The following is a 13,637-nucleotide window of genomic DNA, read 5'->3' as shown; positions in this document are numbered from 1 at the left end:
GGACGCTAGGGACCTCGGCGCACCTCCCGGGGCCCGCCGTCCACACCCGGTGCCGCTCTCCACAACCCGGTCAGAACGCCTGCTCGGTGAGCGTCTCGGCCGGGGTGTCGGTCTCGCCGCCCACGACGCTGGACCGCCGCTTGCTGACCACGATGGCCACCACGATCACCAGGACCGCACCGACGGCGATCGACAGCCGCAGCGCGGTGTTGGCGCCCTCGCCGACGGACAGCCCGACGACGGCCGGGGCGATCAGCAGCGCGACCAGGTTCATCACCTTGAGCAACGGGTTGATGGCCGGGCCGGCGGTGTCCTTGAACGGGTCGCCCACGGTGTCGCCGATGATGGTCGCCTCGTGCGCCGGACTGCCCTTCCCGCCGTGCGCGCCGTCCTCGACCATCTTCTTGGCGTTGTCCCAGGCTCCGCCGGAGTTGGCCAGGAACACCGCCATCAGGGTGCCGGTGGCGATCGCACCGACCAGGTAGGCGGCCAGCGGGCCGAACCCGAGGCCGAAGCCGACCGCGACCGGCGCCAGCACGGCGAGCAGGCCAGGGGTGGTCAGTTCCCGCAGCGAGTCCCGGGTGCAGATGTCGACCACACGGCTGTAGTCGGGGCGCTCGCTGTAGTCCATGATCCCGGGGTGCGTGCGGAACTGCTCGCGCACCTCGAACACGACCCGGCCGGCGGCACGCGACACCGCGTTGATCGCCAGCCCGGAGAAGAGGAAGACGACGGCGGCGCCGACGACCGCGCCGACGACGTTGTTCGGGGAGACCAGGGTGAGGGCGTTCCCGAGGCCTGACCCGGCCTCGTCCAGCGCGACGATCAGGCTGGCGTTGTAGGAGCCGAACAGGGCGGTGGCCGCCAGCACGGCGGTGGCGATCGCGATGCCCTTGGTGATCGCCTTGGTGGTGTTGCCGACCGCGTCCAGGTCGGTGAGCACCTGGGCGCCCTCGGCGTCGATGTCCCCGGACATCTCCGCGATGCCCTGCGCGTTGTCGCTGACCGGGCCGAAGGTGTCCATCGAGACGATCACCCCGGCGGTGGTGAGCAGCCCGCAGCCGGCCAGCGCGACCGCGTAGAGCGCCGCGGCGCCGCCGATGAGGAAGGCGCCGTAGACGGCGGTGCCGATGAGCAGCGCCGCGTAGACGGCCGACTCCAGGCCCAGGGAGATGCCGGAGAGGATCACCGTGGCCGGACCGGTGAGCGAGCTGCGGCCGACGTCGCGGACGGGCCGGCGGGAGGTCTCGGTGAAGTAGCCGGTGAGCTGCTGGATCGCGGCGGCCAGCACGATGCCGATGAGCACGGAGAGGAAACCGAGCACCTGCGGGCTGACCGCGATGTCCAGACCGTCGGAGATCGTCGGCAGGATGGTGAACGCCGCCGCCGCGACCAGCACCAGGGAGACGGCGGCGGAGAGGAAGAAGCCGCGGTTGATCGGGGCCATCCAGTTCCGGTCGTTGCTGCTGGGGTTGCTGGCCAGAATGCCGACCACGGAGGCGATCACCCCGATCGCGGCCACCACCAGCGGGAACACCATCCCCACGGGACCGAAGAAGATCTGGCCGAGGATCAGCGCGGCCACCAGCGTCACCGCGTAGGACTCGAAGAGGTCGGCGGCCATGCCGGCGCAGTCGCCGACGTTGTCCCCGACGTTGTCCGCGATCGTCGCCGCGTTGCGCGGATCGTCCTCCGGGATGCCGGCCTCGACCTTGCCGACCAGGTCGGCACCGACGTCGGCGGCCTTGGTGAAGATGCCGCCCCCGACGCGCATGAACATCGCCAGCAGCGCCCCGCCGAAGCCGAACCCCTCCAGCACGATCGGGGCGGTCTCCTGGAAGAGCAGCAGGGCCAGCGAGGCCCCGAACAGCCCCAGACCGACGGTGATCATCCCGCAGACGCCGCCGGTGCGGAACGCGATGCGGAAGGCCGGCCGGTGCCCGCCGGCGGCCGCGGCGGCCGCGACCCGGACATTGCCGCGGGTGGCCAGGGTCATCCCGATGAACCCGACCGCGGCGGAGAACCCGGCACCGACGAGGAAGAAGGCCGCGCGACCCAACCGGGTGCCCAGCCCGCCCTCGGCGACCGGGAGCAGGAGCAGCAACCCGAAGACGATGACGGCGAACACGGCGAGCGTCCGGTACTGCCGTCTCAGATAGGCCCCGGCGCCCTCCTGGATCGCCTTCGCGATCTCCTGCATCGACGCCGTGCCCTGATCTGCGGCCAGGACGGCGCGGACCAGCCAGGCGGCGAAGCCGAGGGCGGCGAGGGAGATGAGGAGAGCGATCGCCACCAGGGCGAGGTCCCCTCCGGACAGGTCGGTGTCGGGCATGTGTTCCTCCGAGGCGAGGCGGGGCGCGCACCGGCCAGCCACCCCCGGGCTCTCGCTCGGGGAGGGCCCGGCGTGGGACGCACTGTGCCGCAGGAGGTGGGCCCGCCGCCAGACCTCGATGTGATCCCGTTCACACTCAGCGTCATTCGGCCCGCTGTCCCGGCAGCGGCTTGCGCGCCGGTGTGACAGTGGGGTGGTGACGTCCCTGCACTCCGTCCGGCGATCGGCGGACGTGCCATCGGCGCCGGCGCCCGACCCGGCCGGTGGCGCACTGCCGGGCACCGACCTGCTCGAGGCCCTGCTGTCCGGCACCGCCGCCGACGACGACCCCGTGACCCACGTCCACCGACTGCCGGCCCGCCCCAGCCGACTGGCGGAGTGGCCGGACTGGGTCGGCGCGCCGCTGCGGGCCCGGCTGGCCGAACGCGGGGTGCCGGCGCCGTTCAGCCACCAGGTCGAGGCGGCGGAGCTGGCCCGGGCCGGCAGCCACGTCGTCGTCGCCACCGGGACGGCGTCGGGGAAGTCCCTGGCCTACCAACTGCCCGCGCTGACCGCGCTCGCCGACGACCCGCGGGCGTGCGTCCTCTACCTCGCCCCCACCAAGGCGCTCGCCCGGGACCAGCTGGCCTCCGTCGCTGCCCTGGCCGACCCCTCGGTGCGGCCGGCGGCCTACGACGGCGACACCCCGATGGAGGAGCGCGAGTGGGTGCGGCGGCACTCGCGCTGGATCGTGACCAACCCGGACATGCTGCACCGCGGCGTCCTCCCGGCCCACCAGAAGTGGTCCAGCACGTTGCGCCGGGTCGCCTACGTGGTCGTGGACGAGTGCCACGCCTACCGGGGCGTGTTCGGCTCGCACGTCGGGCACGTGCTGCGCCGACTGCGGCGGATCTGCCGCCGCTACGGCGCCGACCCGGTGTTCGTCCTGGCGTCGGCGACCGTGGCGGACCCCGCGCTGGCCGCCGGCCGGCTGGTCGGTGCCCCGGTGACGGCGGTGACCGAGGACGGCTCGCCGCGTCCGGGCGCGACCTTCGCGCTGTGGGAGCCACCGCTGACGGAGCGGACCGGTGAGCACGGCGCCCCCCTGCGCCGGTCGGCGGCAGCCGATGCGGCGGGGCTGCTGGCCGACCTGGTCGAGCAGAACGCCCGCACGCTGGCGTTCGTGCGCTCCCGCCGCGGCGCGGAGTCCGTCGCCGAGCAGGCCCGGGCCGTCCTCCGTTCCCGGGGCCGGGGCGACCTGGTGTCCCGGGTGGACTCCTACCGCGGGGGTTACCTGCCCGAGGAGCGCCGGGAGCTGGAACGAGCCCTGTCGACCGGCGACCTGCTGGGCGTGGCGACCACGAACGCCCTGGAGCTCGGGATCGACATCGCCGGGCTCGACGCCGTCGTGCTCGCCGGCTACCCGGGCACCCTGGCCTCGATGTGGCAGCAGGCTGGACGGGCCGGACGGGCCCAGCGCGAGTCGCTGGTCGTGTTCGTCGCCCGGGACGACCCGCTGGACCACTACCTGGCTCACCACCCGCGCGCGGTGTTCGGCCGGCCCGTCGAGGCGACCGTCACCGACCCGGCCAACCCCTACGTGCTGGGGCCCCAGCTGTGCTGCGCCGCCGCCGAGCTGCCCCTGACCCACGCCGACCTGTCCGACTTCGGCGGCGAGGTGGCCGAGGCGCAGGTCGGGGAGCTGGTGACCGAAGGGCTGCTGCGCAGCCGCCCCACCGGCTGGTACTGGGCCGGACGGGGCCGGCCGGACGTGGACATCCGCGGCAGCGGCGCCGCGCCGGTGTCGATCATCGAGGGCGCGACCGGCCGGCTGCTGGGCACCGTCGACGGCGACGCCTCGCACGCGACCGTGCACACCGGCGCGCTCTACGTGCACCGCGGCGAGACCTACGTGGTCGACGAGCTCGACGTCGAGGACGCGTGCGCCGTGGTGCACCCGGAGAGCCCGGAGTGGACGACGGTGGCCCGCGACACCGTCGACCTGTCGATCGTCTCCACCGACCGCACCCGCCACCTGGGCACCGTCACCGCGCACACCGGCGTCGTGGACGTCACCAACCAGGTCGTCGCCTACCAGCGGCGGCGACTGAGCACCGGCGAGGTCCTCGCCGAGTTCCCGCTGGACCTGCCCCCCCGCCAGCTGCGCACCCGGGCGGTGTGGCTGACGCTGGACGAGCGGGCGATCGACCGCGCCGACGTCGACGACGCCGCCCTGCCCGGCTCGCTGCACGCCGCCGAGCACGCCTCGATCGGGCTGCTCCCGCTGCTGGCCACCTGCGACCGCTGGGACCTCGGCGGGGTCTCCACCGCCCTGCACCCGGACACCGGCGCGGCCACGATCGTGGTCTACGACGGCCACCCGGGTGGCGCCGGTTTCGCCGAGCGCGGCTACGCGGTGCTCCGGGACTGGCTGCAGGCCACCCGGGCGACGGTGGCCAGCTGCGAGTGCGAGTCCGGCTGCCCGTCGTGCGTGCAGTCGCCCAAGTGCGGCAACGGCAACGACCCGCTGGACAAGGCCGGTGCGGTGCGGGTGCTCGACGTCGTCCTCGACGAACTCGCGCACGCCCCGGAGCTGACGGCCGAGGAACTGGAGGTGACCCGGCGGCCGGCGCTCCGGCCCGCCCTCTTCGGCGCCAGCACCCCCACCACGACGGAGGCCGACCCCGGCACCGAGGCGGGGGCGGCCGGTCCCGACCCCGACGACCTCGTCTTCTGACCCGGTCCCCGGCGGCGCCGGGCCGGCGCGGGCCCGGGCCGGGGCGTCGACGACGCCAAGCGGACCCAGCCGCACCGGGACGTGCAGGTGCACCTCGACCACGGCACCCGCACCGACCTGACAGGAGTCGAGCATCGCGCCGTTGGCCCCGGCGACCTCCTCGGCGACCGCACAGGCCGCCGGGTCGCCCAGCACGGCCCGGCCGGCGGCGGCCAGGGCCGCGAGGTCGGCCGCCGAGGCGGCCCGGTGCCGGGCCACGACGGCGACGCCGACGAGGAGGGTGGCCGCGCCGACCAGGGCGAGCAGCCCCGCCAGCGCGACCATCCACACCGTGGCGGAGCCGCGCTCGCCGTCGTCCGGCTGGCGGCCGGTCACGGCGAGCCACCCGCTGCCGGTTCGCGCAGGCCCGTCGCCGTCGCCGTGACCTCGACGCGCCAGGGCAGTGGTCCCAGCGGTTCGACCGTCGCCGCGACGGTCACGCGCACCGTCTCCCCCAGGTCCAGCTCCGTCGTCGCACCGTCGGGGGCGGCTTGCGCCGCCAGCTCGTGCACCAGGGCCACCGGCTCACCGCGGGCCGCCGCTCGAGCCCCCTCCCGGGCGGCGTCCACACAGCGCAGCTGGGCACCGACCACGACGACCGCCGACACCGCAGCGGCCAGCACCAGCAGGAGCACGGGCAGGACCACGGCCGTCTCCGCGGTCACCATCCCCGCCTCCCGGGAGACACCGGCCCGCCGGCCGCGGTCGGCTGTCGACACGTCGACTCAGGCGAGCGTGGTGAGCGCGGTCTGGACGAGCTCGCCGAGCGCCGCGACCACCGATCCGCCGGTCACCACCTGGTAGAGCACGGCGGCGAACGCGCAGGCGGCCACCGTGCCGACGGCGTACTCGGCGGTGCTCATCCCCTCCTCGTCCGACACACGGGCCGCAGCCCACCTCCGGGCCCGTGCGACCCGCCGGCCGTCTCGCTCCTCGACCTGCGACTGCTGGTCCATGTCCCCTCCTCCGCCGGACCGCCTGCCGGTCCGTCGACCCGAGCCTGCGGCCGACCACCGCCCTCGCCCGCGGCCGCTGCCGGGTTGTGGACGACGCCCGCAGTTGTGGACGCCGGCCGGCACAGCAGCCCACTGCCGCGGCCCGATGGCCGGAGCGACCGCCGTCCTCACCCGGTCATGAACCAAGTGGTTGCGCCGGCGGACCGGGCGGAGGCACGGTTGAGCAATGTGGCGACGGCGCTCCACGTCCGATCACGCTGCCGGCCCCGCCCGTCGGGGCCGGCATCCGCTGCACGTGCTGGGCACGGTGCTGCTCGTGAGCGCTGCAGCGCTCGCCGGCGGCGGCTGGCTCGGTGGCGCGCCCCCCGCGTCCGCCGGCGTCCCGCCGCCCGGACAGCCCGCCCGGACGATCACCTACGAGGTGCAGACGCGCGGGGCCGTGCAGGGCGACGTCGACACCTTCCGCCGGATCGCGCAAGCCACGTTCAACGACCGGCGCGGGTGGAGCCTGGGCGGCAGCCTGCGCTTCCAGGAGGTCTCCTCCGGCGGCTCGTTCACGCTGTGGCTCGCCGAGCCGGCTGCGCTCCCGGGCTTCTCCAGCGTGTGCAGCCCGGAGTACAGCTGCCGCGTGGGCCGGGACGTCGTCATCAACGACGAGCGGTGGCGTCTGGGCACCTCCACCTGGCCGGACGTGCGGGAGTACCGCGCCTACGTCCTCAACCACGAGCTGGGCCACTGGCTGGGACTGGGGCACACCGACTGCACCGGGCCGGGCGCGCTGGCACCGGTCATGCAGCAGCAGTCCATCTCCCTCGGCGGGTGCCGTACCAACACCTGGCCCATCGAGAGCGAACGCCAGGCCGCGGCCAACGGGCAGGGGGTCTCCGTCCGCAGCGAGGTGCCCGCTCTGTACGCGATCTCGCAGGCCGGGGGCACCGGCACCGAGGTGCATCCGCTCAGCGGCGCATCGCTCCACCAGTCGTTCGCGGCGCACCTGCCGACCGCCCTGCACCAGACGTCGCCGGAGGACTGGGACTTCGCGGTGGCCGACCGCGACCACGACGGGGTGGACGACATCGTGGGGATCCTGCGCACCGGCGGGTCGGGTCGTACGGAGGTGCACGTCCTGGACGGTGCCAGCGGGTACGGCGCGTTCCAGCTGCACTCGGCCACGGCCCTGCCACCGACCGGTGGGGACGGGTGGTCCTTCGACGTGGCCGACGTCAACGGCGACGGCCGGCTGGACGTGCTGGCGTTCGCCCGCGCCGGTGCCTCCGGGAACACGGAGGTGCACGTCCTCGACGGTGCGACCGACTACGGCTCCTGGCTGCTCCAGACGGCCACGCCGCTGGCCCCGACCACGTCCGCCGACTGGGTGCTGCGCACCGGCGACCACGACCGGGACGGCGTGCCCGATCTCTACGCCGTCAACCGCCGCGGTGGGTCGGGCCAGACCGAGGTGCACGTCCTCGACGGCGCGAGCCAGTACCAGCGCTGGTCGGCGCACGCCGCCTCGGCGCTGCACGGCACCGACCAGTCCTGGGAGTTCCTCGTGGCCGACCACGACGGGGACGGCTGGAGCGACGTCATCGGCGTGCTCCGGACGGGTGGGTCGGGCCGCACCGAGGTGCACGTGCTGACGGGCCCTGGCTACGACCAGTTCGCGGTGCACGTCGCCTCGGCGTTGCACTCGGCCGCCGAGCCGCACTGGCGCTTCGACGTCGACTGAGCGGGTCGCCCGGCGGTCCGTGACCCGGGCCTGTTCCCGGTCCCGCTCAGCCGAAGACGTCGCCGGCGATGCCCAGCACCATCGGGACGACGCCCAGGCACAGGAACGCCGGCAGGAAGCAGAGCCCCAGCGGCGCCAGCACCCAGACCCCCGCCCGCTGCACCGCGGCCTCGGTCCGGCTGCGGCCGGCGCTGCGGAGGTCGGTGGCCAGCCGCTGCAGGGCCGGGACGACGGCCGACCCCGACTCCCCGGCCCGCACCACCGTGCGGGCCAGCGCGTCGACCGGCGGCGGCGCACCGGCCCAGGCCCGGCGCGGGGCGGCGCCCAGCCGGTACAGCGCGCCCACCTCGGCCAGCCGGTCGCCGAGCGGACCCGGGACCGACTCCCCGACGGCCGCGACGGCGGCGCCGACCGGGGTGCCGGCGGTCAGGCAGACGGCCAGCAGGTCGCAGGCCACCGGCAGGTCCCGGGCGAGGGAGTCGGCCTCGGGCGGTGGCGCACCGGACCGCCGCAGCAGCCGGTCCAGCCCGGCGGCCACGCCCAGTCCGACGAGGACGGCCGGCAGCCCGGCACCGAGCACCAGGAACGCCGCCAACCCGCCCAGGCCCGCCTCCACCCGCCGTCGCGCCGTCCCCGGCGGACCGGTCGCCCGGCGGCTCGGCCAGGATCGGCCGTCCTCCCCGGGAGCGGCCAGCAACGACCGCACCCGGTCCCGGCGGCCGGCCCCGGGCGGCACCCACAGCAGCACCGCTCCGGCCAGGACCAGGACCGGCAGGGCCGCGTCCACCGCGCCACCGCTCACCGAGTCACCGCTCACCGGGCCACCGCCCGCCGGACCAGCCGGGCCGACCAGGTCAGCCCGGCCAGTTCCAGGGCCACGCCCAGCACCAGGAGCGCCGTCCCGGCGGCCGTGGTGGTGAGCACCCGCCACGGATCGGCGCCCACCCCGCTGCCCATCAGCAGGCCGAGCAGGGGCAGGCCGGCGAGCACGGTGGCGCTGGCCCGCGGTCCGGCGACCGCCGAGCGCAGCTCCTCCCCGGCCCGCAGCCGGGCCCGCAGGTCGTCCTCGACGGCGGTGACCACGCCGGCCAGCGAGCACCCGGTGCGGGTGCTCAGCCGCACCGCGGCGGCGATCCGCACGAGCGCGTGACTCGACTCGTCGTCCGCCGGCCCCGCCGGCGGGGCGCCCAGCCGCAGGACCGGCTCGAGCGCCCGCGCCGTGCCGGGGTCCGGGCAGCCGCCGACCGCAGCCACGGCCGCCTCCCGGAGCGGCCGCCCGGCGCGCACCTCCGCGGCCAGCACGCCGAGGGCCTCCACGAGGGCCCGGATCCGCCGGTCGGCGGCGGCCGCCCGGCCTCGCGCCTGCAGGGCACGGCCGGCAACGGCACCGCAGGCGGCCGCGAGGGCGGCCACGACCGGGGTGGACAGCAGCGCCGCGGCTCCCCCGCTCGCCAGCGCGAGCGCCCACGGGCCCCCGGGGCCCCCGACCAGGGCACGGGGGTCCGGGCGCACCCCGCCGTGCCCGTGCACCGTGAGCCGTCGCGACCGGGCGGCGGCGCCGGAGGGCCACGCCAGCAGCGCGGCTCCCAGGATCAGCAGCACCGGGCTCATCCGGGCACCCGGACGCCGAGCAGGTCGGCCAGCTCCCCGCGCGCCGGGGTGGGGCCGCCGTCGGCCCGCCACCCGGCGGCCACCTCGATCAGCTCCCCCTGTCGCCGGACCACGCCCAGCTCGGCCACGCCCCGCCCCGCCGCGCTCCGCCGCAGGTGCACGACGAGCGCGAGCGCGGCCGCCGCCTGGCTGTGGACCGCAGCCCGGCCCAGGCCGGCCGCACCGCCGAGGGCCTCCAGCCGGGCCGGCAGGTCCGCTGCCCGGTTCACGTGCACGGTGCCGCAGCCACCGTCGTGGCCGGTGTTCAGGGCGGCGAGCAGGTCGACCACCTCGGCGCCGCGGACCTCCCCGACGACCAGCCGGTCCGGCCGCATCCGCAGGGCCTGCCGCACCAGGTCCCGCAGCGTGACCGCGCCGGCGGCCTCCACGTTGGGCGGCCGGGTGAGCAGCCGGACGACGTGCGGGTGCTGTGGCGTCAGCTCCGGTGCGTCCTCGCAGAGCACCAGGCGTTCCCCGGGGTCGACCAGCCCGAGCAGCGCGGAGAGCACCGTCGTCTTCCCGGTGCCCGTGCCGCCGGTGACCAGGAACGCCAGCCGCGCCCGGACGGCGGCGGCGAGCAGGTCCGCGCTGGCGCCGGGCAGGGCGCCCCGGGCGGAGAGGTCGACGAAGGAGAGCACCGCCCGGCGCAGCACCCGCAGGGACAGGCAGGTGCCCGACCCCGACACCGGCGGCAGGACGGCGTGCAGCCGCGTGCCGTCGGGCAGACCGGCGTCGACCCACGGCGCGGCGTCGTCGAGCCGGCGGCCGGCAGCGGCGGCCAACCGGACCGCGAGCCGGCGGACGGCGGCCTCGTCCGGGAACCGCACGTCGACCGGCTCCAGCCCCTCGCCGCGGTCGACCCACACCTCGTCCGGCCCGTTGACCAGCACGTCGGTGACCCCGGGCGTGCGCAGCAACGGCTCCAGGACGCCGGCCCCGGCGAGCTCGTCGGTGGCGGCCCGGACGGCGTCGAGCACCCCGCGGTCGCCCAGCAGGCCGCCGGACTCCTCCCGGACCAGGGCCGCCACGGCCGCCGAACTGGGGGCGCCGACGCCGGTGGCGAGCCGGGCGCGCACCCGCTCCACCAGCGGTGGCGCCGACCCCGCGGTCACGCCGCCCGCCCGGCCAGCTCGGCGAGGATCAGTCGGCTGAGCCCACCGAGCGGGGACCGGGCGGCCACGGACGGCGGTTCGCCCCGTTCGCTCCGCGGCGCTGCCGACCGGTCGGCGGCGAGCTCGGCGAAGACCGGCCGGCCGACCACGTCGGCCACCTGGGCGCGGCTGAGCCCACCGGGGACCGGCCGGCTGACCACGAGCGCTGCCGACCAGGGCCGCGGGTCGCCCTCCAGCAGGGCGCGGGCGGCGGCCCCCGCCCGCAGCCGGGCCGGGACGAGCAGGACACCGAGGTCGGCCTCGGCGAGCAGCACCTCGGCGGCCGGGCTCCGGACGGGCAGGTCGAGCACGACGGCGCACCCGCTGGCCCGGGCACCCGCGCAGACGGCGAGCAGCGCCTCGGCCGGCGGCTCCTGCGGGTCCTCCCGGGAGGCGGACAGCACCGCCACCCCGGCGGCCTCGGGCAGCGCGGCGGCGAGCGCCGGGCCGGCCACCCGTCCGCTCGCCCCGACCAGCTCGGGCCAGCGCAGACCGGGCTCCCGCTCGGCTCCGAGCAGCAGGTCCAGCCCCGCGCCCCAGCCGTCGCCGTCCACCAGCAGCACCCCGCCGTCGGCGGCACCTCCCGCGGCCACCGCGAGCGCCGTCGCCAGGGTGCTCGCCCCGGCACCACCGCAGGCGCCGCCGACCACGGTCAGCCACCCCGGCCGGGCGGGCGCCTGCACCGCCGCGGCCACCCGCTCCACCAGCCAGGCCTCGTCCCGGGGCAGCACCACCACCCGTTCGGCGCCGAGCTCGACGGCCGCCGGCCACACCTCGGCCGCGGGTTCACCGGTGGCGACGACCAGCAGACCCGGGCGCCGCGGCAGCGCCCGCACCGGCGCACTGCCCAGCACCTCGGCGCCGAGGAGCACCAGCGGCGCGTCCCGGTGCGCGCGGCGGAGTGCGCCTCCCCCGGTGGCGAGCTCGGCGGTCGCACCGGCGGCGGCGAGCAGCCGGAGCAGGTCGTCGAGCAGGTCGGGGTCGGTGCTCAGGACCAGCGGGTGGGCGGGGGCGGGAGGCGCGGAGCCGAGGGCGCGCGAGGCAGCAGACACCGGCCCAGCCCAGCGGGCCGACCGGCCCCGGCCCACCCCCGGACGGCATCTGTGGACGACCCGTCCGGGTGTGGACGACGGTGTGCCCGACCACCCGGACTGCCGATCCCCTTACCGTGTGCGATGTGACCCGCGCCGCGGCGTTCTTCGACCTGGACAAGACGGTCATCGCGAAGTCCAGCACGTTGGCCTTCGGACGACCGTTCTTCCAGGGTGGGCTGATCAACCGGCGAGCCGTCCTCAAGGGCGCCTACGCGCAGTTCGTCTTCTCCCTGGCCGGCGCGGACGCCGACCAGATGGAGCGGATGCGGAGCCAGATCACCGCGATGACCACGGGGTGGGACGTCGCCGTCGTGCACGAGATCGTCCGCGAGACCCTGCACGGCATCGTCGACCCGCTGGTCTACGCCGAGGCCGCCGACCTGATCGAGGCGCACCAGGCGGCCGGCCGGGAGATCGTCATCGTCTCCAGCAGTGGTGCGGAGATGGTCGAGCCGATCGGCGAGATGCTCGGGGTGGACCGCGTCGTCGCCACCCGGATGGTCACCGTCGACGGGAAGTACACCGGCGAGATCGACTTCTACGCCTACGGCGAGAACAAGGCCGCCGCGATGCGCGAGGTGGCCGCCGAGAAGGGCTGGGACCTGGCCGACTGCTGGGCCTACAGCGACTCGGTCACCGACCTGCCGATGCTGGCGGCGGTCGGGCACCCCACCGCCGTCAACCCCGACAAGGGACTGCGCAAGGCCGCCGTCGAGCGCGGCTGGCCGGTGCTGGAGTTCACCCGCCCGGTCACCCTGCGCTCGCGGTTCTCCGGCGCCCGGACGCCGGTGGTCACCAGCGCCGCGGTCGGCGTCGGGGCCGCCATGGCCGGGCTGGCCTGGTACGCCCGGCGGCGCACGTTGCGTGCCCTCCCGGCTGCCGGCAGCGGGCTCGCCGCCCCGGTCGTGGTGCCCCCCGCCGGTCGCCGTCGGCGCCGCGGCGCCTGACCGCCGGCTCGGCCACCGCCGGCCGCTCAGCCGCCCACGCGGCTGCGCACCTCGGCGACCTTCTCGCGCACCTGGTCCAGGACCGTGCGGCCGGTGGAGACCGGCTGGAAGTCCTGCGCCGCGGTGGTCAGCGCCTGCTGCTCCTCCGGCGTCAGCTCCAGCTCGGCGGCCGCCACGTTGGACTCCAGCTGCTCGACGCTGGACGCCCCCGGGATCACCACCACCTGCGGCAGGCCGAGGAGCCAGGCCAGTGCCACCTGCGCCGGCTTCGCCTGGTGTGCGGCGGCGACGTCCCGGAGCAGCTGGAGGAGCGGCTCGACCCGGTGCAGGTTCTCGGTGCCGAACAGCGGGTTCATCGCCCGGACGCCCCCGGGGCGGTTCTCCGCGGAGTACCTGCCGCCCAGCAGGCCCTGGGCGAGCGGGCTGTAGGCGATGACCACCCGGTCCTCGCGTTCGGCGAAGGGCACCAGGTCGGCCAGCGGCCCCGCGTGCGCCAGGGAGAACTGCACCTGGTTGCTCACCACCGGGCTGCCCAGCCCGCGGTCGGCCGCCTGCCAGCGCTCCAGCGAGTAGTTGGAGACCCCGACGGCCCCGATCACGCCCTCGTCGAGGAGGGCCCGCATGCCCGGCATGATCACCGAGTCCGGCACCAGCGGGTTGGCCTGGTGCACCTGGTAGAGCGGGATCCGGTCCAGCTGCAGCCGGCGGGCGCTCGCGGTCGCGCGGTTGCGGACGACCGCGGGGAACGGCGCCACCGGGAAGACCTTGCTGGCGACGACCACCTCGGCCCGGTCGGCACCGAGCGCCTCGGCGAGGATCTTCTCGCTGCGACCGAAGCCGTAGACCTCGGCGGTGTCGAAGAGCGTGACCCCGAGCTCCCGGGCCCGCCGGACGATGTCGCGCGCCGCTCCCACGGCGTACTCGTCGCCGTAGCCCCACTCACGCGAGCCGAACTGCCAGGTGCCCAGTCCGACCCGGCTGACCTGTCCCAGACCGTCGACCTCGAGGAAGCGCATCCGCCCA

General features: G+C 76.3%; 11 protein-coding genes and 1 pseudogene. 3 read left to right on the top strand and 9 right to left on the bottom strand.

What is annotated here, in order from left to right:
• Positions 1–70: 70 nt before the first annotated feature.
• Positions 71–2,332, bottom strand: coding sequence for a sodium-translocating pyrophosphatase (locus O2W20_RS13010; protein ID WP_269172203.1), 2,262 nt, complete (start codon positions 2,330–2,332; stop codon positions 71–73).
• 196 nt (positions 2,333–2,528) lie between these two features.
• Between O2W20_RS13010 and O2W20_RS13005 the strand changes: the two genes are divergently transcribed.
• The gene (locus O2W20_RS13005) at positions 2,529–5,048 is read left to right on the top strand and encodes a DEAD/DEAH box helicase (protein WP_269172204.1); all 2,520 of its coding nucleotides are present in this window, start codon (positions 2,529–2,531) and stop codon (positions 5,046–5,048) included.
• A 30-nt stretch (positions 5,049–5,078) separates the two neighbouring features.
• Here the strand turns inward: O2W20_RS13005 and O2W20_RS22800 are convergent.
• The 3 genes and pseudogenes from O2W20_RS22800 to O2W20_RS12995 form a co-directional block, all read right to left on the bottom strand.
• Positions 5,079–5,423 (bottom strand): annotated as a pseudogene (locus O2W20_RS22800) (Rv3654c family TadE-like protein); the annotation flags it as partial.
• Entirely contained in the window at positions 5,420–5,806 is a 387-nt protein-coding gene (locus tag O2W20_RS13000; protein ID WP_269172205.1) for a TadE family type IV pilus minor pilin, read from the bottom strand. The gene O2W20_RS13000 and the pseudogene O2W20_RS22800, both read right to left, overlap by 4 nt.
• Positions 5,807–5,812: 6 nt before the next feature.
• Positions 5,813–6,043, bottom strand: a complete 231-nt coding sequence (locus tag O2W20_RS12995) for a DUF4244 domain-containing protein (protein WP_269172206.1) — start codon at positions 6,041–6,043, stop codon at positions 5,813–5,815.
• 316 nt (positions 6,044–6,359) lie between these two features.
• Between O2W20_RS12995 and O2W20_RS12990 the strand changes: the two genes are divergently transcribed.
• The gene (locus tag O2W20_RS12990) at positions 6,360–7,772 is read left to right on the top strand and encodes a DUF3152 domain-containing protein (protein ID WP_269172207.1); all 1,413 of its coding nucleotides are present in this window, start codon (positions 6,360–6,362) and stop codon (positions 7,770–7,772) included.
• Between the two features lie 46 nt (positions 7,773–7,818).
• On the opposite strand, the gene O2W20_RS12985 is transcribed toward O2W20_RS12990, so the two are convergent.
• Genes O2W20_RS12985 through ssd form a run of 4 tightly spaced genes read right to left on the bottom strand, consistent with a single transcriptional unit; the run spans position 7,819 to position 11,625 of the window.
• Positions 7,819–8,589, bottom strand: coding sequence for a type II secretion system F family protein (locus tag O2W20_RS12985; RefSeq protein WP_269172208.1), 771 nt, complete (start codon positions 8,587–8,589; stop codon positions 7,819–7,821).
• Complete coding sequence (locus O2W20_RS12980) at positions 8,586–9,383, bottom strand: type II secretion system F family protein (protein ID WP_269172209.1); 798 nt, start codon at positions 9,381–9,383, stop codon at positions 8,586–8,588. The genes O2W20_RS12985 and O2W20_RS12980 overlap by 4 nt, the downstream gene beginning before the upstream one ends.
• Positions 9,380–10,534 carry a TadA family conjugal transfer-associated ATPase gene (locus O2W20_RS12975; protein ID WP_269172210.1) on the bottom strand — a complete coding sequence of 385 codons (1,155 nt, stop codon included), beginning with the start codon at positions 10,532–10,534 and terminating at the stop codon, positions 9,380–9,382. Before O2W20_RS12975 ends, O2W20_RS12980 begins: the two co-directional genes overlap by 4 nt.
• On the bottom strand, positions 10,531–11,625 hold the full coding sequence (ssd, locus tag O2W20_RS12970; protein ID WP_269172211.1) for a septum site-determining protein Ssd: 1,095 nt from the start codon (positions 11,623–11,625) through the stop codon (positions 10,531–10,533). The genes O2W20_RS12975 and ssd overlap by 4 nt, the downstream gene beginning before the upstream one ends.
• A gap of 125 nt (positions 11,626–11,750) precedes the next feature.
• Between ssd and O2W20_RS12965 the strand changes: the two genes are divergently transcribed.
• Positions 11,751–12,614, top strand: a complete 864-nt coding sequence (locus tag O2W20_RS12965) for an HAD family hydrolase (RefSeq protein WP_269172212.1) — start codon at positions 11,751–11,753, stop codon at positions 12,612–12,614.
• A gap of 26 nt (positions 12,615–12,640) precedes the next feature.
• Here O2W20_RS12965 and O2W20_RS12960 read toward each other — a convergent pair whose 3' ends face one another.
• On the bottom strand, positions 12,641–13,630 hold the full coding sequence (locus O2W20_RS12960; RefSeq protein WP_269172213.1) for an aldo/keto reductase: 990 nt from the start codon (positions 13,628–13,630) through the stop codon (positions 12,641–12,643).
• Positions 13,631–13,637 lie beyond the last annotated feature (7 nt).

The sequence above is a fragment of the Modestobacter sp. VKM Ac-2982 genome (genome assembly GCF_026967935.1).
Taxonomy (GTDB): domain Bacteria; phylum Actinomycetota; class Actinomycetes; order Mycobacteriales; family Geodermatophilaceae; genus Modestobacter.
Note: the sequence above shows the minus strand (reverse complement) of the source record. Positions and strands in the feature narration are given on the sequence as shown.

Excerpts from the sequence above, each read along its gene's own strand:
- O2W20_RS12995 (WP_269172206.1), bottom strand. The coding sequence starts at position 6,043 with ATGGACCAGCAGTCGCAGGTCGAGGAGCGAGACGGCCGGCGGGTCGCA.
- O2W20_RS12980 (WP_269172209.1), bottom strand. The coding sequence starts at position 9,383 with ATGAGCCCGGTGCTGCTGATCCTGGGAGCCGCGCTGCTGGCGTGGCCC.
- O2W20_RS13010 (WP_269172203.1), bottom strand. The coding sequence starts at position 2,332 with ATGCCCGACACCGACCTGTCCGGAGGGGACCTCGCCCTGGTGGCGATC.
- O2W20_RS12960 (WP_269172213.1), bottom strand. The coding sequence starts at position 13,630 with ATGCGCTTCCTCGAGGTCGACGGTCTGGGACAGGTCAGCCGGGTCGGA.